This window comes from Paraburkholderia sp. EB58 (genome assembly GCF_050436665.1).
GTDB lineage: Bacteria > Pseudomonadota > Gammaproteobacteria > Burkholderiales > Burkholderiaceae > Paraburkholderia.
Genome location: NZ_JBNDMQ010000025.1, coordinates 1 through 25,847 on the forward strand (window position 1 = coordinate 1; position 25,847 = coordinate 25,847).

Consider the following 25,847-nt stretch of genomic DNA (forward strand, 5'->3'; position numbering starts at 1 on the left):
ACTACGGCGGCGGCGAACAGCCCAACGGGGACGTTGATATAGAAGATCCACGACCAGTTGTAGTTGTCGGTGATCCAGCCGCCGAGAGCCGGCCCCGCAATCGGCCCAACCGTTGCGGTCATCGCCCACAACGACAGCGCGCTCGAGCTTTTATTCTTCGGAAACGTGGCGAGCAGAAGTGCCTGCGACAACGGCACCAGCGGCCCTGCCACCGCGCCTTGCACGATACGCGCCACGAGCAGGATAGGCAGGCTGGGCGCGAAGCCGCATGCCGCGGACGACACCACGAACAGCAGGATCGCGGCCACGAAGAGCTTGACCTGTCCGACCCGCTGCGTGAGCCACCCGGTCAGCGGAATCGCCACTGCGTTGGCCGCGGAGAACAGCGTGATGACCCACGTGCCTTCATCCACCGACACGCCCAGGTCACCGGAGAGCGTCGGGATCGCGACATTGGCGATCGAAGAGTCCAGCACATTCATGAAGGTGGCCAGAGACACGGCGAACGCGCCCAGTGCAAACTGCCAGCCAGTCAATGGCGCAGGAGCGCTCGCGTTATTTGGCGGGTTCATGTTGCGTCCTTTAAGAGGCTTGACGGCCGGCTGCTCCCGAGTCGTCGCTGATTATCTGATACGTCAGATATATGGTTAAAAAAATGGCTCATTCATCCAGCAACTTGTGCAGGAGCCCGCATAAGGTCGCGAATTCCAGCGGGGTAAAGCTGCACAGCCGCCGATTCAACACCGTTGGCGCGATCTCTGCGATCTGCGCGGCAAGATCGCGGCCGGCTTCGGTTAACGTCAGGTTCACCACCCGCCGATCCGGACGGTTGCGATCCCTGCGCACGAGGCCTTGCTGTTCCAGACGGTCGACCAATCGTGTGACGAATCCTGCATCGACACCCAGCGCCCTGGACAACCCGGCCGACGTGCGCGCAAGGTCCACGTAAAGCAGCAACAGCGCGCCGATGTGCGAAGTACTGACACCCGTGCCCGCCAGTTCGACGTCCATATCCGCCGTGAGCAGATGGCGGGCTTTGCTCAGTGCAAAGCTGATGCGCTGAACCGGCAAGAAAGTGTCTTCGTGATGCTGACTCATAGCTGATACCTCCGTTTCTGATGCGGACTATATCTGACTTATCAGAGATATGCAAAGATTTTTTGAGCAGGCGGGGTGGTGGCCGCGATGGGGCAGGGCTTGCGCACGCGATCAGTCGCGTGGCTCCACGACGGCCGTGCCTGACCAGCAAGAGTTGAGCACGTCTGTCCTCGGGCCCCATACCTGCTAGACTAAATTCACTCGCAACTTGCGCCGCCAATCCTGACTGGTTTTCAGGCGAACCAAAACTCGTTTCCCCTGGCGACAGGCAACTGCCTGTTCGCGGAGTCGGCAGATGAACCCATCATCTTCGCGCAGCGGTCATGGCGAAAGCCGCCACGAGGTGTTGTGGGAAGACACTGAGCGCGTTTTGCGCAGATGTTGGCGCCGTGCTGCGGATGGCGGCTCGTACAGTGTCCTCGAAGTCGTACCCGGCGAGGAGCACGCGACGCTCGCCACGCTCAATCGTCTGATACACGAATATGAACTGAAGGACGACCTGAACGAGGCATGGGCGGCGCAGCCGCTCGAACTCGTGCGTGAACGCGGCGAGATCATGCTCGTGCTGAAGGATCCCGGAGGCGAGCCGCTTGATGGCCTGATCGGCCAGCCTTTCGGAATTGAAATATTCATGCGCCTCGCTGTCACATTAGCGTCTGCGCTTGCCCGGCTGCACGAATGCAGTCTCATCCATAAAGACATTAAACCGAGCAACATCCTTGCGGATTACGTCACGGGCCGGGCATGGCTGACGGGTTTTGGCATTGCGTCGCGCCGCGCCCGTGAGCAGCAGTCACCCGAACCGCCTGAATCGATCGCGGGAACGCTTCCCTATATGGCGCCCGAGCAGACCGGTCGGATGAATCGCTCGATCGATTCCAGGAGTGACCTGTACTCGCTTGGCGTCACGCTCTACGAACTCTTCACGGGCAGTCTGCCGTTTTCCGCCGCCAACCCCATGGAGTGGGTGCACTGCCATATCGCCAGGAAGCCGGTGCCGCCCCATGAGCGGTCCGGGAATGTGCCGGCCTCTGTCTCGGCAATCGTGATGAAACTGCTCGCCAAGACGGCCGAGGACAGGTATCAGACGGCGGTCGGCCTCGAAAGCGATCTGCGCCGTTGCCTGACTGAATGGGAGACACTGCGTCGCTTCAAGGAATTCCTGCTTGGCGAGCGCGATACGCCAGACCGATTGCTGATTCCCGAAAAGCTGTACGGGCGAACCTCCGAGACCGAGACGCTACTCGCCTCGTTCAATCGCGTGGTCGAGAACGGCACGCCCGAACTGGTGCTTGTCTCGGGTTATCCTGGCGTCGGCAAATCCTCGGTGGTCAACGAACTGCATAAGGCACTCGTTCCGTTGAATGGTCTTTTCGCCTCGGGCAAATTCGACCAATACAAGCGCGATATTCCTTATACGACCTTGGCACAAGCGTTTCAGAGCCTGGTACACCCGCTTCTCAGCAAGAGCGAAGGTGAGTTCATGGAATGGCGCGATGCCATAGAGGAGGCACTCGGCCCGAACGCGCGGTTGATGTTCGACCTGGTGCCCGAGTTGAAGCTCATTCTCGGAGAGCAGCCACCCGTTCCCGTCCTTCCGCCACAAGATTCGCAGCGCCGTTTCCAACTGGTATTTCGCCGCTTCATCGGCGTATTCGCACGGCCGGAGCATCCGCTTGCGCTCTTCCTCGACGATTTGCAATGGCTCGACGCAGCGACACTCGATTTGCTCGAGAACCTTCTGACTCAACCGGATGTGCGACACCTGCTGTTGATCGGCGCCTACCGGGATAACGAGGTGGACTTCACCCATCCGCTGATGCGCAAACTGGAAGCCATCCGCCGGGCCGGAGCGCAAGTGCAGGAAATCGTACTTGCCCCGCTGGCTCGTCAGGACCTCGAACAGTTGACCGGCGACTCCCTTCGGTGCGAGCCACATCTCACAGCCTCGCTGGCACAACTGTTGCACGAAAAGACTGAGGGGAACCCATTCTTTGTCATTCAATTCCTGTCGTCGCTTGCGGATGAGGCGCTAGTCGACTTCGATCATCGCAAAGCGCGCTGGACATGGGACCTCAAAAGGATTCACGCGAAGGGTTACACCGACAATGTCGTGGATCTGATGGTCGCGAAGCTCAGTCGTCTGCCCGGTAAAACCCAAACTGTGTTGCAGCAGCTTGCCTGTCTCGGCGATAGCGCGAGCGTCGCGGTACTCTCCATGGTCTGCGAAGATTCGGAAGACGAAACGCGCGACAACCTGCGAGAGGCGGTGAGATCGGGACTCGTTCTCCAATTCGATAGCGCGTATCGGTTCCTGCATGATCGGGTGCGGGAGGGGGCGTATTCTTTCATCCCTGAAAACTTGCGCGCCGCGACCCATCTGAGAATCGGCAGGTTGCTCGCGGCGCACACGCCGCCGGCGAATCGGGAGAACGCGATCTTCGAGATCGTGAACCAGCTCAATCGCGGTACCGCTCTCGTGAGCTCACCCGAAGAGCGGGAGCAGATTGCCGAACTCAACCTGATTGCGGGTCAGCGCGCCAAACACTCCACAGCCTATAACTCGGCGCTGACTTACCTCACTGCCGGTCGTGCCATCCTGCCGGAGGACTGTTGGGAGCGATACCCCACGCTGACTTTTGCCCTCGACTTTCACCGCTCCGAGTGCGAGTTTTTGACTGGCGCACTGGCGGAAGCTGACGAGCGACTTTCAATCCTGTCTGCGCACGCCACGCGCCTCGTCGACGTCGCCGCTGTAACCCAACTGCGCGAAGAGCTTTTTACGACCCTCGGCCGGAGCGACCGCGCCATCGGGGTTTGCCTCGATTATCTCCGGCACGTTGGCGTGCACTGGTCAGCACACCCAACAACCGGGGAAGTCCACCAGGAATTCGAGCAACTGTGGCAGCAGATTTCAGATCGCGCGATCCAGGACCTCATCAATTTGCCCGTCATGACCGATCCCGAGCGGTGTGCAACCATGGATGTCCTCACCGCGGTCGTCTCGCCCGCATTGTTTACGAATGCCAATCTGCTCTGCCTTGTGGTCTGCCGGATGGCGAATCTCAGCCTCGAGTATGGCAACTGTGACGGATCGTGCTTCGCTTACGCCTGGCTCGGGATGATACTGAGCTCGTATTTCAGCGACTACCAGACCGCGTTCCGCTTCGGGAAGCTCGGCCTGGATCTGGTAGAACAACGCGGACTCCGGCGCTTCGAAGCGCGTGTGTATCTGATATTCGGCCACCGTGTCATGCCGTGGACGCAGCCCATCCATACCGGTCGACCTTTGGTGCGACGTGCCTTCGATGCGGCAAACCAGCTGGGTGATCTGACTTTTGCCACCTATAGTCGCGATAACCTGATCACCAACCTTATCGCCTGCGGCGATTCTCTTGCCGACGTGCAGCGCGAGGCCGAAGCCGCACTTGAGTTCGCACGTCAGGCGCGTTTTGGACTGCTCATAGACCGCATCACCGCCCAGATCAGGTTCATCAAAACCCTGCGTGGACTCACTCCGGACTTCACTTCCTTCAACGATGCCGAGTTTGACGAACGTCACTTCGAGCAGCATCTGGAGAGTCAGCCGCAGCTGGCGATGGCGGGTTGCTGGTATTGGATCCGCAAGCTGCAAGCGGGCTTTTTCGCGGGAGAATATGCCTCTGCTGTTGCGGCGGCCGCACGTGCGGAACGTCTTCTCTGGACCGCGCCGTCATTCTTCGAGGTGGCCGAGTACCATTTCTACGCCGCGCTGACCCGCGCCGCGCTGTATGACTCGGCGTCGGCGGAGGACCGTGCCCAGCATCTCGACGCCTTAGCCGCTCATCAGCGCCAGCTTCGCGAGTGGTCCGAAGCATGCCCGGAAAACTTTGCGAATCGCACGGCACTGGTGGCTGCGGAGATTGCACGCCTCGAACACCGCGAATTCGATGCCACGCAGCTTTATGAACAGGCAATCTGCTCAGCCCGCGCCAACGGCTTTGTCCACAACGAGGCGCTCGCTAACGAAATCGCCGCGCGCTTTTACGCGGCACATGGCTTTGAAAAAATTGCCCGCCTCTATGTGCAGGACGCTCATCACGGTTATTTTCGCTGGGGTGCCGATGCCAAGGTGAAGCAGCTTGAGCAGCAATTCCCCTGGCTTAAAGACGAGCTACGTGTGCCCAGTCCGACTATCAAGATCGATACGTCGGTCGAGAACCTCGAGCTCGCGACCTTGATCAAGGTCTCACAAGCCGTCTCGAGCGAGATCGTGCTGGATAACCTGATCGAAACACTAATGCGTACTGCGATCGAGCAGGCCGGCGCCGAGAGAGGTGTCCTCATCGTGCAGGTCGAAGGGGAACTGCGGCTCGAAGCACAAGCCACGGTCAGCGGCGAAACAATGCGCATCCAGGTGTGCGACGAGCCCCTGACTAGCGGAGTGCTGCCGGAATCGGTGCTTCACTATGTGATGCGGACTCGGGAGAGCGTCATGCTCGATGACGCCGCCGCTCAATCTCCGTTTGCCGCCGATCCTTACATTCGGCGGTGGCGGGCGCGCTCGATACTCTTCCTCCCACTGTTAGCACAGGCAAAGCTCATCGGCGCGCTTTACCTCGAGAACAGCCTGGCACCGGGCGTCTTTGGACCTGCACGCGTCGCAGTGCTGAAGCTGCTCGCTTCACAGGCCGCGATCGCGCTGGAGAATGCCCGTTTGTACCGGGATCTCGCTGAACGTGAGGCCAAGATCCGGCGACTGGTCGATGCGAATATCGTCGGCATTTGCATTTACGACCTGGAAGGCCGCGTTTTCGAGGCCAACGACGCATTTCTGCACATTGTGCGATATGAACGCGACGATCTGAGGGCCGGACGGATTCACTGGGCCAATCTCACCCCCAGGGAAGGGTTCGGGCGCGACAGGCAGGAACGGCTACCCGAACTGCTCGCCATGGGTACGCTACAGCCCTTTGAAAAAGAATGCTTTCGGAAGGACGGGAGCCGGGTGCCGGTATTGATTGGGGCGGCAAGCTTCGAAGAGAAGAAGCACCAGGGGGTCGCGTTCCTGTTCGACTTAAGCGATCACAAGCGTGCAGAAGCGGTGGCAAGAGAGAGCGAGCAGCGTTACCGCGAGGTGCAGACGGAACTTGCACATGCGAACCGGGCGTCCACCATGGGCCAACTTGCGGCTTCGATTGCGCATGAAGTCAAGCAGCCGATTGCTGCGATTGCATGGAACGCTTCGGGCGCCGTGCGCTGGCTCGGCGCACGGCCGCCCAACCTGCGCGAGGCGCTGCAAGCCCTGGAGAAAATCAGGAGTGACGCGATGCGAGCAGGCGCAATCGTCGACCGGATTCGTGATTTCATCAGGAAGGAGCCGCCTCGCAATGACAGCGTGGACATCAACCGGGCAGTCGGTGAAGTCATTGAACTAACGCGCGGGGAAGCCGCAAAGCACAGCGTCTCGGTACAGGCCCTATTCGCTGAGGATTTACCGCTCATTCGCGGGGATCGCGTGCAATTGCAACAGGTCATGCTCAACCTCATCATCAACGCCATCGAGGCCATGAGCACAACCTCTGAGGGACCGCGCGACTTGCGGATCGACACGGTCGCGGACGCATCGAAGGGCATCGTCGTTGCGGTCGCGGATTCCGGTCCGGGCCTGCCTGCGGAGGGAATCGAGCGGCTCTTCAATCCGTTTTATTCGACCAAGGCCACTGGCCTGGGAATGGGCTTGTCGATATGTCGCTCGATCGTCGAGGCGCACGGAGGGAAACTCTGGGCAAAGCCGAACGCACCTCGAGGTGCCGTTTTTCAGTTTTCTGTCGCCGATCACCTGCAGCCCGCCACGACTGATGCGCCCGATGAATAAGTGATTTTCCACTCACTGATCTTATCGCCGGGCAAGGCCGCCTTTAGAGTAGCCTCAAGTTGCTACGCGACGCGCCCAGCAATCTTCACGTGAGAAGTGCCGGGCAATTTCTTCATGACAAGGATCAACCATGAATCTTATGCGTGTAGGCTCGCAGCCCTCGAGGAAAGCCCCTGAAGCGTACTTTACGGGTAACGTTCGCATGGACCCGTTGAACTCGCCGCCAGAACCCTCGCGCGTTTCTGTGGTGAGCGTGACGTTCGAACCTGGTGCACGGAGCGCCTGGCATACCCATCCCCTCGGGCAGACGCTCATCGTCACCGCAGGCTGCGGATGGACTCAGTGTGAAGGCGAACCCATCGTCGAAATTCGTGCTGGCGACGTGATCTGGTGCCCGCCAGGTCACAAGCATTGGCACGGTGCGGCGGCTAATACTGCCATGACCCACATCGGCATTCAGGAAGCGCTGGACGGCGTCAGCGTCGTGTGGATGGAGAAGGTGACCGACGAGGAGTATGCGGTTGGGCCCACCGGCGGTGAGCACGCTCAACATCAGTAACGGTATCCGGAGGCACACCATGCAGGAAGAGACCCTACGTGAAGCGCTGAACGCGCACTGGCAGGCGTCCGCTGCCGGCGATCTCGACGCGGAACACGATATTTACGCTGACGATTCCATCTGCGACTATCCCCAATCAGGTGAACGAATCGTCGGACGAAAAAATCTGCAGGCATTGCGCGGTCATCATCCAGGTAAGCCATCGGGGTTCGAGGTAAGGCGCATTCAAGGGGAAGGTAATCTCTGGATCACGGAATACTCCATCAACTATCAGGGCAAGGCGGCGTACACGGTAAGCATCATGGAGTTCCGCAACGGCAAGGTCGTTCACGAAACCCAGTATTTTTCGGATCCCTTTGACGCGCCGGCTTGGCGGAGCCAATGGGTTCAGCAGATCGGCTGACGTTGCTCTGAATAGCTGCAGAGCAAAAACTTCAGCGCCGAAGGTCCACTAACCCGCCCGGGCAAACTGCCGAGGCAGACCGAACGCCCGGCACTAAAGCCGCCAATCCGACGAGCACGACCGAAGCCGCCGTTGCAAGCCAGTAGATCGGCGCAAACGAACCGGACGCGGCTTTGCAAAGCCCGCCAAGCACATTGCCCGTCGCGCCGCCTACGCCGAACGAAGCTTCGCAGATCCCGCACACCACGGCGGCGAGCGCTGGCGCGCTGGTCTTGCCAACATACGCGTGCAACAGGCCAAAGATGGGAAAGAATGAAAAGCCGAACGCGATTGCCGCGCCGCCGAGTGCATAGCCGTTTGGGCGCGAGGCCGCAATAAGCGACGCGCAGAACAACAGCACGCTTGCGCTGACGACGGCGGTACGCAGGCCATCGCGCTGTGCGGGGCCGGCGCGGTCAGGAACCGTGCGCATATCGCCAACCATGCCGAGCGCCAAGCCGCTCACCGCACCGACCAGACCCACGAGCGCCCAGGCGTGTGCCGTAACGTCCAGGCCCAGATGCAGATCGTCGTGTGCATAAGCGGAGAAGTACGTGATGAACGGCACCCCGGCGAAACCGCATAGCAGCGCGATCGCATACACCAGTAGATAGCGTCGCGCCAAAATCTGGCGAGCCGTTGCACGGTGGCCGGGTAGGGTGGTCTGGCGCCGTGCACCGACTCGTTGACGTAAGCCGCCAAGGCGCGCGAATACGATAGCGATCATTGCGCTCAATACCACCGTCAGCGCCGCACTCACGAGCCAGACCGAGCGCCAGCCCCACGAGGCCAGCAAGGCTGGCACCATCAAGCCGGTCAACAAGACGCCGTAGTTGGTGCCGCTGGAGATGACGCCTATCGCTTTGGCCTGGTGCCGCTCGTCGATCAACGGGACGATCAGCACCATCATCGGCACCCAGGTCGCCGCTGCGCAGGCGTTGAGCGCGATCAGCACACCACCCATCAGCCAGGTCCGTTCGGCGAACGCGAGGCATGCGAGTCCCGCCGCCGATAGCAGCGTCGCGGCCAGCACGATTCTGGCCGGTCCAAACCGCGCTGCCGCGAATCCGGACAGCAGTGCCATGGCGACGTTGGCGAGTTGCCTTGCGGCCGTGATGAAACCGGCCTGCGCGTAGTCAAAGCCGATTGACCGCTTCATCTCAGGCAGGAGGACCGGAAACAGATAGACGCCAAAGCCGTACGTCGCGGCAATCACGGCGCTCAGCAGCAGCGTCAGAGTGAGGGGATGTGAAGCGCGGGGCAGGGTGTCCATCGCGGCGGCCGGAAGAGAGAATGTGATTTCATTCTCGGCCACTCAACTCCATGACGGAAATGATTTAATTTACTATCATTCATTACAGCACTTAATCATTCCGGTCCATGCCATGAACCTTGACCCTGCACTTCTGCACGCGTTTGTTGCCGTTACGGAAGCCGGCGGTTTCACCAAGGCGGCACGCCGCCTGAATCTCACGCAATCGGCGATCAGCCACCAGATCCGGCGGCTCGAAGATGAGGTGGGGCGGCCGCTTCTGTATCGCACCACGCGAAGTCTGACCTTGACCGAAGACGGTGAAGATTTCCTGCGCCATGCGCTGCAGATTCTGGAGGCGATGCAGGCGGTCACGCGGCGCTTTCGCTCCTCGCCTGTTGTGGGGAGCGTGCGTTTCGGCGCGCCGGATATTTTCATGGGTGAGCGACTGCCCTTGTTGCTGACGCAGTTTTCGCGTGCATACCCGAACGTGCGGCTTGATGTGAGCGTCGGCATGAGTCTCGACTCGCAGACGATGGTCGAGGCGCAGGAACTGGATCTCGCCGTGGTGCTCAGCGCGCGCCCCGAAACGGATCGGGACGAGGAGGGCGTCGTGTTGCGGCGAACCCGCTTCGTGTGGGCCGCGGCCGAGTCATTCGAGTTGCGCGAAGGTGGCTCGCTGCCGCTCGCGTTCTTCCCGGCGCCCTGCGTCAACCGGCGGGTGGCCATCGAAGCGCTCGAGGGCTTGCCCGTCGACTGGCACGTTGCCTTTACGTCCTCGAGCCAGTCGGGGATCCGCGCGGCTGTCATGACCGGGCTCGCCATCACGCCTTTGACTTACGACGATCTGGAATCCGGCATTGTGGTCATGGACGGGCGATACGGTTTGCCGCCGTTACCGGAGGCGGAATTCAGACTGCTTTGGGGGAAGGGAGAGAAGACGTTGGCGGTGCAGGAGTTCGGTCGCCTCGTTCTGGATATGCCGGGTGAGGTTCCATTCCGCACGCGCAAGACCAAGGCCGCCTGAGCTGGAAACAGCGGTCTCAATCTTGCTGCGGTCCTGGATCAAGGCAACGAGCGCAACTAGAACACTGCGACTGCGAGCGGCGGACACTTCCGAGTCCGCCGCTCGCAGCCCTCACGCAAGCGACTTCACGCCTTGTCGACAGAAGCCTCATAAATCTCGTCGATCGCCTCCGCCAGCGTCGCGTTGAACTCGCTGTCGCTCATCGAAACCTTGAGGTCGTTGATCAAGGCCCGCGAGAAGCTGGCGATCATCCCGTGATTGGCCGACAACCGTTCACAGGCATCGGCCCGCGTATAACCGCCTGAAAGCGCAACCACCCGCACCACACGCGGATGTTCGATCAGCGGTTCGTAGAAGTCCGGCACATCAGGAATGGTCAGCTTAAGCATGACGCGGCTGTTCTCCGGCAGCGCGTCGAGACCTTTGAGCAGCTCCGCGCGCAGCGTGGCCTCGGCGCCTGCCTTGTCCGGACTCTTGATCGACACCTCGGGTTCCAGGATTGGCACGAGACCATGCCCCTCGATCTGCGCGCCCAGTTCGAATTGTTGCTTGGCAATCGCAGCAATGCCTGCTTGCGAATTCAGCTTGATGACCGAGCGCATCTTGGTGCCGAAGATGCCGAGTTTCGCTGCCCGTTCGAGCAGGCCGTCGAGCCCGGGGATCGGCTTCATCAACTGCACGCCGTCGGCTTCGGTTTCCAGCCCCTTATCGACCTTCAGGAACGGCACCACGCCGCGGTCTTCCCACAGGAAGGATGGGACCGGTTTACCCTCGGCCTGGCCGTCCATGGTGGCTTCGAACAGGATGGCTCCGATCACCTTGTCCCCGGTGAAGGCGGGCGCTGTGATGATGCGAACCCGCATCTCGTGGATCAGCTTGAACATCTCGGCGTCGCCGTTGTAGGCACTCTCCGGGATGCCGTAGAGCTTCAGGGCGCCGGGCGTCGAGCCGCCGCTCTGGTCGAGCGCCGCGAAAAATCCCGGTTTTTTACTCACTTGCGCCAGCATCTTGTCATTTGCCATGGATAACTCCGTCGTTCAATAACCGATTGCCGGACCAAAGCCTATCTGGTCAGGACCCAATGCGTTCAATACGTTAAGTGTACTGCGCTCTACACCGATGTCGGTTTGGATCAACACATGGCCGTTCGCTTCGCACCGACCGCTTGCGTCTGATGAATGCCTTGGGCGGAGCACGTTCTGGACCTGGGCGGAACGCGGGAGGCGGATCAGGGCAAAAAAATCAGGGCACGAAAATCAGGGCACGACGACCTCAGCTATTGGTCGCTTCGATCCCTGACAATCTGGAACGTTCAATGGCTGTGCCGCTCGCTGGCGGCTGCGCGGGGATGCCTTGCCATGAGGCGAGGTGGGCGCGCGGTGCCGGGTTTAACCGTGCGCGGACGTCCTCACCTGCTTACGCAGCGTTTGCACGGGGCACGCCCGCATTCTCGATGAACGCACAAACAGCGGCGGTCACTTGCACCGTGGTTGCCGTGCCACCGAGATCACGCGTGTGCAGGGACGGGTCAGCGGTGACCGCTTCGACGGCCTGCATGACGCGCGCAGCGGCGTCGATTTCGCCGAGATGCTCGAGCAGCATGACGACCGACCAGAAGGTGCCAACCGGATTGGCGAGGCCCTTGCCCATGATGTCGAACGCGGAGCCGTGGATTGGCTCGAACATGGACGGAAAGCGACGTTCGGGATCGATGTTGCCGGTCGGCGCGATGCCCAGGCTGCCGGCGAGTGCGGCGGCCAGATCGCTGAGAATATCCGCGTGCAGGTTAGTGGCGACGATCGTGTCGAGCGTCGCGGGACGATTGACCATGCGTGCAGTCGCTGCGTCCACCAGTTCCTTGTCCCATGTGACGTCCGGGAATTCCTTCGAGATTTCGAGGGCAATCTCGTCCCACATCACCATCGCGTGACGTTGAGCGTTGCTCTTGGTGATCACCGTCAGCAACTTGCGCGGGCGCGATTGGGCGAGGCGGAACGCGAAACGCATGATCCGCTCGACGCCGGCGCGCGTCAGGATCGACACGTCCGTTGCGGTTTCGATCGGATGCCCCTGATGGACGCGGCCACCCACGCCGGAATATTCGCCTTCGGAGTTTTCGCGCACGATGACCCAGTTCAGGTCTTCCGGTTTGCAGCGCTTGAGCGGCCCATCGATACCCGGCAGGATGCGGGTCGGCCGGACGTTGGCATATTGGTCGAGGCCCTGGCAGATCTTGAGGCGCAGCCCCCATAGCGTGATGTGATCCGGGATGTCGGGGTCGCCTGCAGAACCGAACAGGATCGCGTCTTTGTTGCGCAGGGCGTCAAGGCCGTCCGCGGGCATCATGACACCGTGTTTGCGGTAATAGTCGCCACCCCAATCGAAGTTTTCAAACTCGAACGCGAACGATTTCGTGGTCTTTGCGAGTGCTTGCAGAACCTCCGCGCCAGCCGGTACGACTTCCTTGCCGATGCCGTCGCCGGGAATGGTTGCGATGCGATAGGTCTTCATGTCTCCGTCCTTCAGGGGCTGTTGGTGTGAGTGAACTTTACCGTGCTCAGGACACGAAAACCGGTGCTAAACTCAAAGCATCCTTAACTTCAATTCACAAGTGAAGGCCATGGCCGAAGCGGTCCAACCGTCTGACTTGAGTTTCTTTTCGACGCTCGCGGCGTCCGGCAGTCTGAGTGCCGCCGCGCGCGAGCTGGGGCTGACGGCTGCGGCTGTCAGCAAGCATTTGACGCAGATGGAGCGTCGCGCCGGCGTGATGCTCGTCAACCGGACGACGCGGCGGATGACGCTCACGCCCGAGGGCGAGTTATATCTGGAACACGCGCGCCGGATTCTCGATGAGATCGACGAACTGGCCGGTTTGCTCGGCAGCGCCAGGCAAACCCCCAACGGGTTGCTGCGCGTCAACGCAACGCTTGGCTTCGGTCGCAGCCACGTCGCTCCGGCGATTTCGCGTTTCGTCGCGCAATATCCGCAGGTGTCGGTTCAGCTGCAGTTATCGGTCACGCCGCCGCCGCTGACTGACGATGCGTTCGACGTCTGCATCCGGTTCGGCGAGCCGCCGGACACGCGCGTGGTCGCACGTCGTCTCGCAGCGAATCGCCGGGTGCTATGTGCGGCGCCTTCGTATATCGCGTCACACGGGTTGCCGGTCACGGCGCACGACCTGATACGCCACAACTGCATTGGCATCCGGCAAGGCGACGAGGCGTATGGTGTCTGGCGTTTGACATCGGGGCGGGGCGCGGCTCGCAAAACGGAGGCTGTGCGCATCAACGGCAGTCTGACGACGAACGACGGCGAAATCGCCGTGAAATGGGCGCTCGAAGGTCACGGCATCCTCATGCGGGCCGAGTGGGATATCAAGCCGTATCTGGCCGACGGAACGCTCGTGCGGGTGCTGCCCGATCATGAGACGCCGAACGCCGATGTCTTCGCGGTCTATTCGCAGCGGCACCAGATGTCTAACCGGATTCGCGCGTTTGTTGACTTCATCGCGCGTGAGCTTGGAAGTGGAGTGGGGGAGTTCGCGTAGGCATTGAGATCAGCCGTAAGACGACGCATTGTCAGTCCGGCGACACCGCTTGCGTGTACCCGCTTTCATACCGGACGCGCTGACAGTCGATAGCTGATCGTGCGCGGCATGCCAGCGCGAAACGCGAGACCTGTGCGACCCGCGAGGGGATGGTCGGCGGGAGGAACCACCACGCGTCCGAGATCGAAGAAACTTTGGGCGGGCTCAACGCCTAATGCGAAGTTCCGTCCGGACCATGGTGCGTAGGTGCGTCCACCGTTGCTAATCCAGAGCAATGCGTCCGGAAGCTCATCGGGATTCCAGTCGAGCAGGACGTCGGCCTGCTGGGCGGAATATCGCAACACAAAAGGTGGCCGGCATCCTGCGATTTGCAACAGTTCCTCGGTGTTTTCGGAGAGCGGCAAGCGTGTTACATCCATGAGACCGGTTGCTGTCGCCAACTCCTTCAGAGAGGCGAAGGTCTGGTTCGGCAAGGCCCGCGAAACGCCCGGTTCCGGCGGGACCGGGTAGCTGTGAATCGCTTGATGCGGACACGCGAGCACCTCGATGCCCTCATCCGGTATCGCGAACGTGGGGTGGAGGGCGAATGGCAAGACCACGTCTTTGCGCGTGTGGACAGTCAGTGAGACGATAAGTGCCGGCGCGTCAGGGGCGACTTCAATGGTGCGCTCGAGGCTTTCAATTTCTCCCTCAGGCGGGTAATCGACCCGCAGCGTGAGCCTATGTGCAGCCTTCTCGACCAGTCGCCACATATGATTCGCGCCGTAGCCATGAATCCACGTATCAGTGGCGTTGCGTGTCTCGAAGCCCGGAGGTAATCCGGCAGGCGCCGCCACCGTGCCGAACGGCAGGCACGGCCATTCGCCGCGCAATGCGCGAAGGAGTCCAGGCCAACGAACGTCGTCGCCCCACGGAGCAACGTATAACGGCGAAACGGTCCGGCCCCCTCCGAGGTCGAATTGAACAGGAGCCAGCATGCCGCCGAGCGACTGCGCAGTCGCTTCGCCGTGCGCCCACTTCAGCGTCCAACGTTGCATTGATTCCATCGTGCCGTCGCTCCAGGTTAGCTACCCAATTCCATGCAAAATGGTTGCTGTCCAATCTCTCACGACCACCGAAAAACCAGATCGGCACGAACTCGCGTCGCATCAATCACTACTGCGTTGGGCTCGTCAGTTTGTTGAACCCAGTTTCGAGCGGCCGCTTCATCGCGCCCAAACCTTACGTGGCGGGCAACAAGCCGTTGCCGGCGCAACTCCGGATCGACGTCGACATACCAGGCCTCGTCGAGAAGTGGGCGAACAGCCCCCCAGTGCCCGTGCTCCAGTAGCAGATAGTTACCTTCAGTGATAACGAGTGGCACCTCGGGGCTGACAGGAATGGCCCCGGCGACAGGCTCTTCGATCTCCCGGCGAAACGCCGGTGCGTAGACCGTCTCGCCATGGCGCTGGGTACGCAGGCGGTTCAGCAATGCGACGTAACCGGCACTGTCGAAGGTGTCTTCAGCGCCCTTGCGGGACGCGCGCCCGAGACGTTCGAGTTCGGCATTCGCCAGGTGAAAGCCATCCATCGGCACGATCACGGCGCGGCCAGGCAGCGCTTCGAGGATCTGTTCCGCCAGCGTTGATTTGCCAGCTCCGGGCGCACCCACCAGGCCGAGGATGCGGCGTTGACCGTGGGCGACAAGTTGTTCCAGCCGGGCGAGAAAGCGGTCTTTGATCATCGATACAATCCAGGGTTATTCGAGCAGGTGGCAGGTGGCTATCGTCGACAAGCGAAAATAGCGCATGCCGCGAGATATGACAACGGGACACCGCATGATGATGCTCATCCATGCGGTATCCTAATTGTCTGTGTCGCTTCTCTTTGCTGCTTTATTGACTACATAACGGCGCAATCTCTCAGTGGTGAGCCTTGGCTTTGGCTGCAGCATTAATGCCGCCGGCAATGAACGTCCGTGCATGCGTGGCGAGATCCATGCCGTCGTCCCACATATTTCGCCAGATTGCCAGCGCATTGGACAACTGCTCGTTCACGACCGCCGAAGAGAAACTCTCGAACGTGACCACACCCTTATAGTCGATCATGGCGAGCGCATGGAAAAACTGCGCAAAGTCGATGGTTCCGGAACCGAGGTAACCCCGATTGCTTTCGCCAATATGGACGTAGCCAAGCCGCTTGCCGCACTCCAGCACGGGTTGCATGAAGTCCGATTCCTCGATGTTCATGTGATAGGTGTCGAGGTGGACAACCACATTGGGCGCGTCGACGTCGTCCAGCATCCTGAGTGCTTGCGACGCCGTGTTGAGCAGGTTGCTCTCGTAACGATTCACCACTTCAAGGCCGAGGGTCACGTTCTTCTTCAAGGCGAAGTCCGCAATGCGCTTGAGCGAGTCGACCGCGTGCCGGCGTCCCTGCGCGGTGATAGGCGCTGAATACTTGGCCATCGCGCCGTACAGGATGCCACCAAAGTAGTGGCCTCCCAGTTCGGCGGTAATGGTGATGCCTTCTTCCAGCAGCGCCACGCCACGCGCGACCGTTGCCGGATCGTCGCTGGACACGTCCGCGTCAAAGGTGAGGCCGCGCGAACAGCCGATTTGCAGCTCGTGCTCCTGCAGCAGGTCGCGAGTGAGCGCCAGATCCATCACCTTTGGCCCATGCAAGGACAGTTCAACGAGGTCGAAGCCCGCAGCCTTGGTCTGGCTGATGACTTTGCGGGTCGACTCCGGCGTCAGATCGCCAGCCCATACCAATGCGTGAACACCTAACGTATTCATTGTGTAACCCCTCCCGATGCGGTCACGCGTCTGCGGACCAAGGACTGAAAAAAGCCGTTTGCCCACGCCCAACGGAGCAGCATCACGGCAAGCAAAAACACGCCCCACAGCGCGGTGGCGAGATGTTGGTTCGCGCCGAGCAGGTTGAGGCCGGAGGCGATCACCTGCAGGATGACCAGCGCAATCACCACCGGCACGACGCGCCCGAAGCCGCCGAACGGATCGACGCGGCCGAGGAAGCACGCGAGTACGGAAATCAGCAGGAAAGCCTCACCGTGACCGACGCGCACTGAGTTGAAACTGGCCAGCATCACGATGCCGGCGACACCGCACATCAGGCCCGATAGCATGTAAATCCGCGTGACCGCACGCGTGGTGGCAATGCCCGAGTAGCGGGTCGCCTCGAGATTCGAGCCGATCATGCGCGTGGCGAAGCCGAGTCGTGAGCGCGTCATGACAACGTGCCAGACGGCCGCGCAACCGGCGAAGATCCACAACGGCACGGGAATGCCAAGCAGCAAACCGTTGCCCATCACCAGGACGGCGGGAGGGAACCCGGAGATATCGCCACCGTGGGTCAGGAATTCGCCGAGGCCACGCAGGAAGATCATCATCGACAGGGAGACGAGGATCGGGCTTGCGCCGGTGCGCGCGATGATGGCGCCCATCAGCCATCCGGACGCCGCGCCCGTGGCCAGCGCCGCGGCAATGCCGAGCATGATGACGCCCACGCTGGCATCGGCTCCGCCATGGGCGTGCAGCACCCAGGCCATGGCCAGTCCGGAAATATTGGCGGTAAAGGTCACGGCAAGATTGAAGCCACCGGAGATCAGGGGCATCAGCATTGCCAGCGTGAATAGCCCCAGTTCGGGTAGCTGAAAGGCCACGGAGACAAACGTGTCGGCGGAAAAAAAGCGGCTGGACGCGAGACTCATAGCCAGGATGACGACCGCGAGAAAGCCGAGCAATCCGACGACGTCGGCAGGCACGAACGCGGCAGCGGAACGTTGCGACGAAGAGGTTTTCATGAGAAGGCCTTTACGCGTTGCGAGGCGAAGCGCGATCCGACGAGTTTGGCGAAGCCGCCGCTCGACAAGGTAATCGCGAGCAGGATGACAGCGCCGATGATCATCTTGAACGCGTAGGGCGAGATGCCAAGCAGGTTGAGCCCGTTCGCGGTGATGGCGGTGAGCAGAATGCCAAGGATCGCGCCGAGGATGGTGCCGCGCCCGCCGCCCAGACGGGCACCGCCGAGCACCACGGCAGCGAGTACGTCCAGTTCGCGGCCATACAGCGCATTGGGCACCACCTCCTGAACGTAGTGCGCCTGCATCAGCCCGGCGACCCCAGCCATCATCCCGAGCCAGCCAAAGGCGATGTAGTGCATGGCGCCAATATTGATGCCGACGCGACGGGCCGCTTCCGGGTTATCGCCCATCGCATAGAGCTGTCTGCCGGTGGTCGTACGCCGCAGCAGGAACCAGGTGGCCACGACCATGACGAACATGACTGCAACGGGTAGCCCGAGGTCGGCAACGCCGCTTGGGGTCTTCATTGTGATGAGCGAGACGCGGTTCATCCACCAATCCGGCAGGTCGTAGATGGATACGCCTCCGGTTAAAAACATCAGGCCGCCAAAGAACACGTTGAAGGTCGCGATGGTCACCACGATGGAGACGATGCGGAACCGGTAGATGAACGTGGCATTGATGGCGCCAAGCAGAAAGCCGAACGCGGCCGAGGCGAGGAACCCTAGCGCCCAGTTGCCGCCACCGAGGTGCATGACTGTCAACGCGGTCAGGTACTGCACCACGGACGCGCCCACCGCGAAAGAGATGTCGATGCCGCCGGCGATGAGCACAACCAGCAGTCCAACGGCGAAGATGATGTTGACCGAGCTCTGGTTCAGGAGGTCGAACAGATTGGGCAGGGTGAGGAAGGTCGAGGTGGTCACGCTAAGGCCGATCACCATGACGGCGATGACGAGGATCAGCAGGGCCTCGATCGAACCGATCCCGAGTTTGCGAAGATCAGGCATGGACGTCTCGCTCGATTTGGTCGATGGATGTGGCACCCGGCACGTATTCCCTCACCATGCGGCCATTGCGCATATGCAGGATACGGTCGGCGTTGAAATAGACTTCCGGGATCTCGTCGGAGATCAGCAGGATGGCCATGCCCTGTGCCGCAAGCTTGTGGATGATGGCGAAGATGCCGGCCCGGGCGCCGACGTCCACGCCTACCGTGGGCGAATCCAGGATCAGCAGCTTGGGGTTGGTGGCCAGCCACTTGGCGAGGACGATGCGCTGCTGGTTGCCGCCAGATAGCGTGGAGACCGCGTCCCCCGGCTTGCCGATCTTGACCGCCAATTGCTGGATCCAGTCGTCGATCAAGCTGTCACGTTTCTTGAGACTGATCAGACGCGTGGGGTCGAGCAGCTCGTCGAGCACCGCAGCCACAGTGTTGTCGCCAATCGACTGCGGCTGGACGAGGCCAAGCTGAAGACGATCTTCGGAAACATAGGCGATGCCCGCGCGAATCGCGTCGCGGTTCGAGCCAAGCGATAATTTCTTGCCGTCGAGGCTGATTGAGCCTGCTTCCGGCCGCGTCATTCCGAACAACGACAACGCGAGCTCCGTTCGCCCCGCGCCGAGGCGACCCGTGACGCCGAGAATCTCGCCTTTTCTGATGGCGAACGAGACCGCGTCATATTCGCCCCGGCGTGTCAGGTCCTCTACCTGCAGCACAACGGGCGCGGCGGAAAGGTCGGTCGTGCGCACGGCATAGTCGAAAGTGCGGCCGGTCATCAGTTCCGTGAGGCGGGTTTGAGTCATGCCTGCCGTAGGGAAGGTGCCGACATACTGGCCGTCGCGCAACACCGTCACGCGAGTGCAGACGTCGAGCACTTCGGCAAGCCGGTGACTGACGAATACCACTGCGATTCCGTCAGCCGAGAGGCGACGCACGATGTTAAGGAGTGCCTCGGTTTCGGCGTGACTGAGCGATGCCGTCGGTTCGTCCATGAACACGAGGCGCGCGTCGGCAACGAGCGCTCGGGCAATGGCAACGATCTGACGTTGAGCGATGGACAGCGAGCGCACCGGACGGCCCAGATCGATCGAAACACCCAGCCGTTCGAGGATGCGGCGAGCCGCCACTTTCATCTGCCGGTAGTTGACGAGACGCGGACGAGGCCCCAGGTTCTGTTCGAAAGCGATGTTCTCCGCGACTGTCATCTCGGGAAAGAGCGCGAGATCCTGCCAGATCACCTGGATGCCCAGTTCCCGTGCCTTCGCCGGATCCAGCCCCTCGATCGACTGACCGTCCATCAGCATGACGGCATCCGGCTCCGGCTGATAGACACCGCTGATGACCTTGATCAGCGTGCTCTTGCCGCAGCCGTTCTCGCCGGCAAGGCACAGCACCTCGCCGGGCATGACGTCGAACCTGATGGCCTGGAGCGCTTTTACACCGCCGAATATCTTGGAGATATTGTCGAGCTTGAGCAGGGCGGTGCGGGTGGTGTCGACGGCAACACTCGCTTCGCTCGTGTAGCCCCGCTCAGGCGCGGGGCGATCCTTTGAGGCCGCTGAAATCATGGCAATGCTCCATTGCGACTGACAGGCAACCAAGGTCGCTTCAGAGACCTAACTTCGCGAGATCGTCAACGGTGCTGGCGTTGAGGTCGACCAACTGGTCGACGATCAGATCGTGACCCTGCGGATGCACGACGCCCAGGCCCGGGATGTTCGTGCCGTCCTTGATCGGTTCTCCCTTCGCGACCATCGTGCCCAGCGTAACGAACACTTCGCCGGCCAACTCGGGGTTCCACATGTAGCCGCCGGTCAGGATGCCATCGTGCACGAGACGCTTGCCTTGTCCCGGCGAGAACGGTCCGAGCACGACGACCTGTCCTTTCTTATGCGTTTCGTCGACAGCTCGAGCTGCCCCGATTGGCCCCTGGCTGCCGAACGCGAGAATGCCCTTGAGGTCAGGATGAGCCCGCATCAGGTCAAGCGCGGTCTGGCGTGACGCGTCGACATTCTCGGCCACGCCATAACGGTCGCCGACCAGCTTCATGTCCGGATCATTGGCCTTCAGATAGGCAATGGCGGCGTCGGCCCATGCGTTATGCAAGGGAACGGTGAGCGACCCGACGAAGACCGCATACTCGCCTTTGCCGCCCATGGCGGTAGCGAGGCGTTTGCCGTAGGCTTCTCCGAAGCCCTTGACTGAGGCCAGCTCGAAGTCCCAATCCGCATTCTCCTGGTTCGGGGACTCGTGGGTAATGACCTTGATACCGGCCGCCCGGGCCCGCTGCAAGACCGGCTCCAGGACCTTGGCATCGTTCGGCACTACGCCGATCACATCCACGTGCTGCGCAATCAGATCCTCGATCGCCCGGACCTGCAGCGCCGGGTCCGCGCTGGTCGGGCCGACCATAAAGGCCTTCACGCCCAGTTGATCCGCACGTTTCCTGATGCCGGCGTCCATGGCGTTGAACCATGGGATGCCGCCAATTTTCACGACGATGCCGATGACTGGCTTGTCGGGCGACGCCGAAGCCAGGCTTGTTGCGAGCGCAAACGCGGCGATGCCTGCGCACAGTGTGCGCACGAAGTTCTTTGACATGTCTCCTCCGTTGGACCCCGGCAGCCTTCGCCAAACGCCCAGATAGGTAATGGGAAATTAGCCGATTACTGAAGCTCAGCTCAGTTTGCTGAATGGATTCAGCAAATCGGTGAGCAAATGCTGAATCCATTCAGCTATAGGGTCAATCGGGTAGATACCCTAATATGGCTCCCGGTAGCAGAAGGTCTACCGTCTGCACAACGTGAACGCTGGTGTTTTTGGAGTGAAAGGCAGATGGCCCGTAGCAGCTCAGGACGCAAGTCCACGATTTATGACATCGCCAAAGCGACGGGTTCTTCGACGTCGGCGGTGAGCATGGTGCTGAACGGCACCTGGGCTCGCTACCGCATCAAGGAGGAAACCGCCAAGCGGATCCTCGATAGCGCGGAACAGCTTGGCTACAACGTGAATATGAAGGCCCGCGGACTGCGGCTGTCGCGCTCCGGACTGGCCGGCATGATTCTTCCGCACTATCGCAACCGTTTTTTCGCGGGGCTCGCTGAGAACTTCGAGGAGCAGGCGAGGAGCCGCGGCCTGTGCCCAATCGTGGTCAGTACCCAACGCGATCCGGCGGTAGAAATGAGCGTGACGGAGACGCTCATCTCGCAGCAGGTGGAGTTGCTGTTCATTGCCGGCGTGCGCAATCCGACTCCGCTTGACGACCTGTGCTCGGCGGCGGGCATTCCGTGCATCAATGTTGACTTGCCGGGTCCGGGCGCGCCGTCAGTCGTATCGGACAACCGCGGCGGCGCGCGTGCGCTGACCGACGCGTTGATGGAAAAGATGATCGCGCGCGGCAATGCGCCCGGCGAGTTGCTCTTTCTTGGCGGCGTAGCGGATGAATATGCGACGGAGATGCGTATCTCCGGATATCGCGACGCGTTTGAGGTACGAGGGATCAGCCCCGCGGTTGATGCTGTGGAGTGCTTCGGATACGGCGCGGTATCGTCCCGGAGAGCACTGGCCCGCCGTTACGAAAGCCTCGGCAGACTCCCCGCAGGCTTGCTCATGAATTCGATTACCGCGTTCGAAGGATTGGTTCAGTTCGCGTCGAGATTGCCGCGAGAGGCGTGGCACTCCACGGTTGTCGGTTGCTTTGACTGGGACCCTTTTGCTGTGCACTTGCCGTTTGAGGTGACCATGATGCGCCAGGACGTGCAGAAGATCATCCTGGAAGCCTTCGCGCTGGCAGACAGCCATGACACCACCGCTCGACCTGTCGTGGTCGTGCCGACGGGCTTCGGACAAATGCTCGACGAAGATGAGCTGCCGATCAAGACCGAGTACGAAAGCTGACGCGCGCAGCTCGGACTATCTTCTCGTTCGGCAATAAAGACGGGCAGCTCCTCGGCAAGACAAATCTGGTCGAGGCCTGTTGAGCTATACCCTCCGTCGCGGCGGAAGCCCGTTCGCGACGCAAGCAATAACGCTATGGCCGGAAGGCGGTTTTGCCCGCTCCCTGCTCTCCATACTCGACCGGCAGGACGCCGCGGGCCACCGCCTTGACGAGCGTCTGGTGGTCGGCTTCCGTTTGATCCGCGTACGCCTGAGCGAACCGGCACAGCGACTTGTCCAGCTTGTCCGAAGAACCGACATATCCAGCGATCATGGACGCGCCGCTGGTCCGGGCATGCCCTTTCGCCAGCAGATGGCCGACGATTCCGGCGTAGTCGGTCAGTGCCGCCGGGTCCAGCGCATCCAGTGCAATGGTGCCCTTCATGTTGCGGAACTGCCGGACGTAGTACTGCAGGCCGTCGATGGTGGTCCAGCCGAGCAGCGGATCGCTGACCGTTTGCAGGGCTTGCTGATACTCCACCACTCGCTGTCCCTGATGGGCGTGCCATGCCGAATCACCGTGAACGAACCGGGCCAGCACCGAACGTCGTGCCTGTTTGAGCTGCAGGAACACCACATCATCGGCGCCACTGCCCTCAAGCAGTGCGACATAGGCACGCAAGCCGACGCTGCCGACTCCAACCACCTTGTGGGCGATGTCGACCAGGGTATAACCGCCTAGAACCCGACGCCAGTGCGATGCCAGCGTGGCCAGATACTCGTCCAGCGCGACGGCGATGCGCTCTGCCTCGGCTTCCGCGACTCGGGTAATCAACGGTGGCTCGTCCACGATGCACCGCCGCCCGTCACGCTCCGTGGCGAAGCGCGGCAATGCACGATCGCTGGTGCGGGACCGCGCGCGTTTAGCCGCACGCTCGATCTCGCCACGAAGGGTGGCGCCGGTCGCCTTCTCGTGCAGTCGGTCAACGTCGATCCGCTCATAGGAGCGCGACAGCAGCGGCTCGTTGGCTAAAAAACGCACCTCCTCGCGGTAGGCGGCGACGCAGGACGCCACCGACGCATGGCATTGGGCTTCACTCGCGCCGGTGTGTCGGCCAGCCACCCAGATGCTGGCCACCAGCCGGCGTAGATCCCATTCCCAGGCTCCGGGATGAGCCTCGTCGAAGTCGTTCAGGTCGATAACCAGATCACGCTCTGGGGAAGCGTAGAAGCCGAAATTGCCGAGGTGGGCATCGCCGGAGATCACCGGGGTGATGCCGGTAGCGGGGAGACGGGCGACATCCTCGGCCATGACGACGGCCGTGCCGCGCAGAAAACCGTACGGGGAAGCCACCATACGGCCGACGCGAATCGGGATCAGCCAGTCCAGTCTGCCTTCATGAGAATGCTTGATCTGCTCAACGGGATCCGGCCGGTTCGCCGGTGCCTTCCAGTCACCCAACGAACTGCGGGGAACCTGCTGACGCAGGCTCCAGCCAAGCTTGAAGCGCTCCGCGCGCGACATGGGCCGTCTGCGCAACGAACGGTAACTGTCGCTGTCGGCACTGGCCAGGATCACATGCCCCGTGGGTGACTGGGTCGTCGTCATGTCTTTGCCTCGTTGCGGGCTACTATCGCCCGGAAACGGATAATCAAGGATATTAGATCTGGCATCACGGGACAACTCCAGGCGCTGTTCGCTCCTTGACCCTCTCCCGCACGAAGTCCACAAAGGAGTTCGCACCCCCGCACCCCCCTAATTCTCCGCTCATTCTGTGAACGCAAAATGCGTCACACCAAAGCCTGATTCGCACATCGAATCACGCCTCACTCACGCGGAGCGATCATGGAAAACGACCGGGATCTAGCCTTTCGGCCTTATGTTGACGCCTTGCTCGATCAACTGGAAAAACATTCTGGGCGCGCGGTACTGCGCTATCTCGATCATGACGTAACGGGCAGGACCCTGCGAAGCGCAATATATCGCTATGCGCGGGCGCTTGCGGCGCTTGGCATCGGCCGGGGCGCCCTGGTCGCACAACTGGCACCCAATTGCCCGGACGCGCTGGCGATTCGCTACGCAGCAAACCTCCTGGGTGCGGCCACGATGTTCCTGCCCGCATCTGCGAATGCCGACCAGCGCGCAGCGTTGCTAGCCCGCGTTCGACCCACGCTCCTTGTACTCTTCCCGGAAACCGCTCACCTCATTCCCGATGCGGTGGATGGCCACGTGGTCTTCGTCGGCGTCGGTTTTGCGTCTTCATGCCTCGACAGACTCGCGCGCGCACAGTCGGATCTGCCGCTGCGCACACAAATGAGGCCTGATGACCTCGCGGTAGTCGTCTCGTCGGGTGGCACGACGGGTGTGCCGAAATGCAGCCGACGGTCCTTCGCGACGTATTCGACGATGGTCAGTGCAGCGAACGACGCGGCGCGGCGCCAGCTTATCAATGGCCCGCTCGCCTACCTGTCGCAAGTGCTCGTCGACACCACGCTCATCGGCGGCGGTACGGTCGTGCTGAAGCGTCGGTACGATCCCGCGGAGACGCTCGCGACGATCGAATCGGAACGCATCACCGACGTGCTTCTGGTCGAGCCTCAACTATTCGAAACCATGGACCACCCGGACGTCGACCGGCGCGACCTGTCGTCGCTGCGCTCCATTGCGCACGTTGGCGGCTCGGCGCCTGCGGTACTGCGGCAACGTGCGATCACGCGTCTGGGTCCTGTGCTCACCCATATGTACGGTGCAAGCGAAGCCGGTCTCGTCAGCATTCTGCCGCCATCCGCCTACGAGACGAATCCGGACCTGCTGGCTTGCGCGGGCCGCATTCGAGCTGGCGTCGAGGTACGTTTGCGTCGCACCGATGGAAGGCTGGCGCGTGCGGGGCAGTGCGGGACCATTGAAGTCAGGTCGGCCGCCGTGGCAGACGGTTACTACCATCAACCGGTCGAGGAGGCACACAAGTTTCAGGATGGTTGGTGCCTGACCGGCGACGTGGCCTTCATCGACGAGGCCGCCAATCTGCACGTTCTCGGCCGCGCGGCCGATGTCGCGGAAATCCATGGGCTGGCGATTGGCCCAACCCAGATCGAAGATGCCCTGTGCCGCTTACCTGACGTTCGCTATGCCGTGGCGCTGGCCGCAAACAACGCTGCCGGCAAATACGGATGGAACGTGCTGATCGAGCCGTGGGTCGCTGGGCAGGCAGACGTTGCGCGCTGCGTGCACAGGCTCAAAACCGTGTTTGGCTCTGTCGGCGCAAACCGGATTCGTGTTGTCGTGGCAGATCGCGTGCCGCTGACTGAACAGGGGAAAGCAGACCGCACCGCAATCGAGAAGATCCTGCAAAGCGACCTGCAGCCGAGCCACGCCTAGCT

20 protein-coding genes are annotated in these 25,847 nt (G+C 61.3%); 7 read left to right on the forward strand and 13 right to left on the reverse strand.

Going from position 1 to position 25,847, the window contains the following annotated elements:
- Positions 1-572 (reverse strand): MFS transporter (locus P3T40_RS29685; protein ID WP_429271273.1); only part of this gene is annotated, 572 nt, incomplete at its 3' end.
- Between the two features lie 88 nt (positions 573-660).
- The gene (locus tag P3T40_RS29690) at positions 661-1,098 is read right to left on the reverse strand and encodes a MarR family winged helix-turn-helix transcriptional regulator (RefSeq protein ID WP_429271274.1); all 438 of its coding nucleotides are present in this window, start codon (positions 1,096-1,098) and stop codon (positions 661-663) included.
- A 295-nt stretch (positions 1,099-1,393) separates the two neighbouring features.
- Between P3T40_RS29690 and P3T40_RS29695 the strand changes: the two genes are divergently transcribed.
- The 3 genes from P3T40_RS29695 (at position 1,394) to P3T40_RS29705 (ending at position 7,917) form a co-directional block, all read left to right on the forward strand.
- Positions 1,394-6,955 (forward strand): trifunctional serine/threonine-protein kinase/ATP-binding protein/sensor histidine kinase, encoded by a 5,562-nt coding sequence (locus P3T40_RS29695; protein ID WP_429271275.1) that lies wholly within the window; start codon positions 1,394-1,396, stop codon positions 6,953-6,955.
- A 130-nt stretch (positions 6,956-7,085) separates the two neighbouring features.
- A complete protein-coding gene (locus P3T40_RS29700; protein ID WP_429271276.1) occupies positions 7,086-7,514 on the forward strand; it encodes a (R)-mandelonitrile lyase in 429 nt (142 codons plus the stop codon).
- 19 nt (positions 7,515-7,533) lie between these two features.
- Entirely contained in the window at positions 7,534-7,917 is a 384-nt protein-coding gene (locus tag P3T40_RS29705; RefSeq protein ID WP_429271277.1) for a nuclear transport factor 2 family protein, read from the forward strand.
- Positions 7,918-7,948: 31 nt separating this feature from the next.
- Here P3T40_RS29705 and P3T40_RS29710 read toward each other — a convergent pair whose 3' ends face one another.
- Positions 7,949-9,229, reverse strand: coding sequence for an MFS transporter (locus P3T40_RS29710; protein ID WP_429271278.1), 1,281 nt, complete (start codon positions 9,227-9,229; stop codon positions 7,949-7,951).
- Positions 9,230-9,341: 112 nt separating this feature from the next.
- Here P3T40_RS29710 and P3T40_RS29715 point away from each other — a divergent pair, with 112 nt between their 5' ends.
- Positions 9,342-10,235 (forward strand): LysR family transcriptional regulator, encoded by an 894-nt coding sequence (locus P3T40_RS29715; RefSeq protein ID WP_429271279.1) that lies wholly within the window; start codon positions 9,342-9,344, stop codon positions 10,233-10,235.
- A gap of 125 nt (positions 10,236-10,360) precedes the next feature.
- On the opposite strand, the gene P3T40_RS29720 is transcribed toward P3T40_RS29715, so the two are convergent.
- Positions 10,361-11,257, reverse strand: a complete 897-nt coding sequence (locus P3T40_RS29720) for a fructose bisphosphate aldolase (RefSeq protein WP_429271280.1) — start codon at positions 11,255-11,257, stop codon at positions 10,361-10,363.
- Between the two features lie 394 nt (positions 11,258-11,651).
- A complete protein-coding gene (locus P3T40_RS29725) occupies positions 11,652-12,746 on the reverse strand; it encodes a tartrate dehydrogenase (protein ID WP_429271281.1) in 1,095 nt (364 codons plus the stop codon).
- 109 nt (positions 12,747-12,855) lie between these two features.
- Here P3T40_RS29725 and P3T40_RS29730 point away from each other — a divergent pair, with 109 nt between their 5' ends.
- Positions 12,856-13,782: a LysR substrate-binding domain-containing protein gene (locus P3T40_RS29730; protein ID WP_429271282.1), complete on the forward strand. Its 927-nt coding sequence runs from the start codon at positions 12,856-12,858 to the stop codon at positions 13,780-13,782.
- A gap of 65 nt (positions 13,783-13,847) precedes the next feature.
- Here the strand turns inward: P3T40_RS29730 and P3T40_RS29735 are convergent, their stop codons facing one another.
- The 7 genes from P3T40_RS29735 to P3T40_RS29765 all read right to left on the reverse strand — a co-directional run bounded on the left by P3T40_RS29735 (position 13,848) and on the right by P3T40_RS29765 (position 21,191).
- The gene (locus P3T40_RS29735) at positions 13,848-14,828 is read right to left on the reverse strand and encodes a hypothetical protein (protein ID WP_429271283.1); all 981 of its coding nucleotides are present in this window, start codon (positions 14,826-14,828) and stop codon (positions 13,848-13,850) included.
- A gap of 59 nt (positions 14,829-14,887) precedes the next feature.
- On the reverse strand, positions 14,888-15,505 hold the full coding sequence (locus P3T40_RS29740; protein ID WP_429271284.1) for a nucleoside/nucleotide kinase family protein: 618 nt from the start codon (positions 15,503-15,505) through the stop codon (positions 14,888-14,890).
- 178 nt (positions 15,506-15,683) lie between these two features.
- On the reverse strand, positions 15,684-16,559 hold the full coding sequence (locus tag P3T40_RS29745) for a sugar phosphate isomerase/epimerase family protein (RefSeq protein WP_429271285.1): 876 nt from the start codon (positions 16,557-16,559) through the stop codon (positions 15,684-15,686).
- Positions 16,556-17,587, reverse strand: a complete 1,032-nt coding sequence (locus tag P3T40_RS29750) for an ABC transporter permease (RefSeq protein ID WP_429271286.1) — start codon at positions 17,585-17,587, stop codon at positions 16,556-16,558. Before P3T40_RS29750 ends, P3T40_RS29745 begins: the two co-directional genes overlap by 4 nt.
- Positions 17,584-18,597, reverse strand: coding sequence for an ABC transporter permease (locus P3T40_RS29755; protein ID WP_429271287.1), 1,014 nt, complete (start codon positions 18,595-18,597; stop codon positions 17,584-17,586). The genes P3T40_RS29750 and P3T40_RS29755 overlap by 4 nt, the downstream gene beginning before the upstream one ends.
- Positions 18,590-20,158: a sugar ABC transporter ATP-binding protein gene (locus P3T40_RS29760; protein ID WP_429271288.1), complete on the reverse strand. Its 1,569-nt coding sequence runs from the start codon at positions 20,156-20,158 to the stop codon at positions 18,590-18,592. The genes P3T40_RS29755 and P3T40_RS29760 overlap by 8 nt, the downstream gene beginning before the upstream one ends.
- A 40-nt stretch (positions 20,159-20,198) precedes the next feature.
- Positions 20,199-21,191, reverse strand: a complete 993-nt coding sequence (locus P3T40_RS29765) for a substrate-binding domain-containing protein (RefSeq protein ID WP_429271289.1) — start codon at positions 21,189-21,191, stop codon at positions 20,199-20,201.
- 234 nt (positions 21,192-21,425) lie between these two features.
- Here P3T40_RS29765 and P3T40_RS29770 point away from each other — a divergent pair, with 234 nt between their 5' ends.
- Positions 21,426-22,487 carry a LacI family DNA-binding transcriptional regulator gene (locus P3T40_RS29770; RefSeq protein WP_429271290.1) on the forward strand — a complete coding sequence of 354 codons (1,062 nt, stop codon included), beginning with the start codon at positions 21,426-21,428 and terminating at the stop codon, positions 22,485-22,487.
- 133 nt (positions 22,488-22,620) lie between these two features.
- Here P3T40_RS29770 and P3T40_RS29775 read toward each other — a convergent pair whose 3' ends face one another.
- Positions 22,621-24,075: a DUF2252 domain-containing protein gene (locus tag P3T40_RS29775; protein WP_429271291.1), complete on the reverse strand. Its 1,455-nt coding sequence runs from the start codon at positions 24,073-24,075 to the stop codon at positions 22,621-22,623.
- A gap of 237 nt (positions 24,076-24,312) precedes the next feature.
- Between P3T40_RS29775 and P3T40_RS29780 the strand changes: the two genes are divergently transcribed.
- Positions 24,313-25,845, forward strand: a complete 1,533-nt coding sequence (locus P3T40_RS29780; protein ID WP_429271292.1) for an AMP-binding protein — start codon at positions 24,313-24,315, stop codon at positions 25,843-25,845.
- The last annotated feature ends 2 nt before the right edge of the window (positions 25,846-25,847 follow it).

Bases quoted from the DNA above. Each gene is read 5' to 3' on its own strand.
- P3T40_RS29780 (WP_429271292.1), top strand. From the start codon at position 24,313: ATGGAAAACGACCGGGATCTAGCCTTTCGGCCTTATGTTGACGCCTTG.
- P3T40_RS29730 (WP_429271282.1), top strand. From the start codon at position 12,856: ATGGCCGAAGCGGTCCAACCGTCTGACTTGAGTTTCTTTTCGACGCTC.
- P3T40_RS29745 (WP_429271285.1), bottom strand. From the start codon at position 16,559: ATGAATACGTTAGGTGTTCACGCATTGGTATGGGCTGGCGATCTGACG.
- P3T40_RS29770 (WP_429271290.1), top strand. From the start codon at position 21,426: ATGGCCCGTAGCAGCTCAGGACGCAAGTCCACGATTTATGACATCGCC.
- P3T40_RS29700 (WP_429271276.1), top strand. From the start codon at position 7,086: ATGAATCTTATGCGTGTAGGCTCGCAGCCCTCGAGGAAAGCCCCTGAA.
- P3T40_RS29725 (WP_429271281.1), bottom strand. From the start codon at position 12,746: ATGAAGACCTATCGCATCGCAACCATTCCCGGCGACGGCATCGGCAAG.
- P3T40_RS29760 (WP_429271288.1), bottom strand. From the start codon at position 20,158: ATGATTTCAGCGGCCTCAAAGGATCGCCCCGCGCCTGAGCGGGGCTAC.
- P3T40_RS29695 (WP_429271275.1), top strand. From the start codon at position 1,394: ATGAACCCATCATCTTCGCGCAGCGGTCATGGCGAAAGCCGCCACGAG.
- P3T40_RS29755 (WP_429271287.1), bottom strand. From the start codon at position 18,597: ATGCCTGATCTTCGCAAACTCGGGATCGGTTCGATCGAGGCCCTGCTG.
- P3T40_RS29715 (WP_429271279.1), top strand. From the start codon at position 9,342: ATGAACCTTGACCCTGCACTTCTGCACGCGTTTGTTGCCGTTACGGAA.
- P3T40_RS29775 (WP_429271291.1), bottom strand. From the start codon at position 24,075: ATGACGACGACCCAGTCACCCACGGGGCATGTGATCCTGGCCAGTGCC.
- P3T40_RS29690 (WP_429271274.1), bottom strand. From the start codon at position 1,098: ATGAGTCAGCATCACGAAGACACTTTCTTGCCGGTTCAGCGCATCAGC.
- P3T40_RS29720 (WP_429271280.1), bottom strand. From the start codon at position 11,257: ATGGCAAATGACAAGATGCTGGCGCAAGTGAGTAAAAAACCGGGATTT.
- P3T40_RS29765 (WP_429271289.1), bottom strand. From the start codon at position 21,191: ATGTCAAAGAACTTCGTGCGCACACTGTGCGCAGGCATCGCCGCGTTT.
- P3T40_RS29735 (WP_429271283.1), bottom strand. From the start codon at position 14,828: ATGGAATCAATGCAACGTTGGACGCTGAAGTGGGCGCACGGCGAAGCG.
- P3T40_RS29710 (WP_429271278.1), bottom strand. From the start codon at position 9,229: ATGGACACCCTGCCCCGCGCTTCACATCCCCTCACTCTGACGCTGCTG.
- P3T40_RS29750 (WP_429271286.1), bottom strand. From the start codon at position 17,587: ATGAAAACCTCTTCGTCGCAACGTTCCGCTGCCGCGTTCGTGCCTGCC.
- P3T40_RS29740 (WP_429271284.1), bottom strand. From the start codon at position 15,505: ATGATCAAAGACCGCTTTCTCGCCCGGCTGGAACAACTTGTCGCCCAC.
- P3T40_RS29705 (WP_429271277.1), top strand. From the start codon at position 7,534: ATGCAGGAAGAGACCCTACGTGAAGCGCTGAACGCGCACTGGCAGGCG.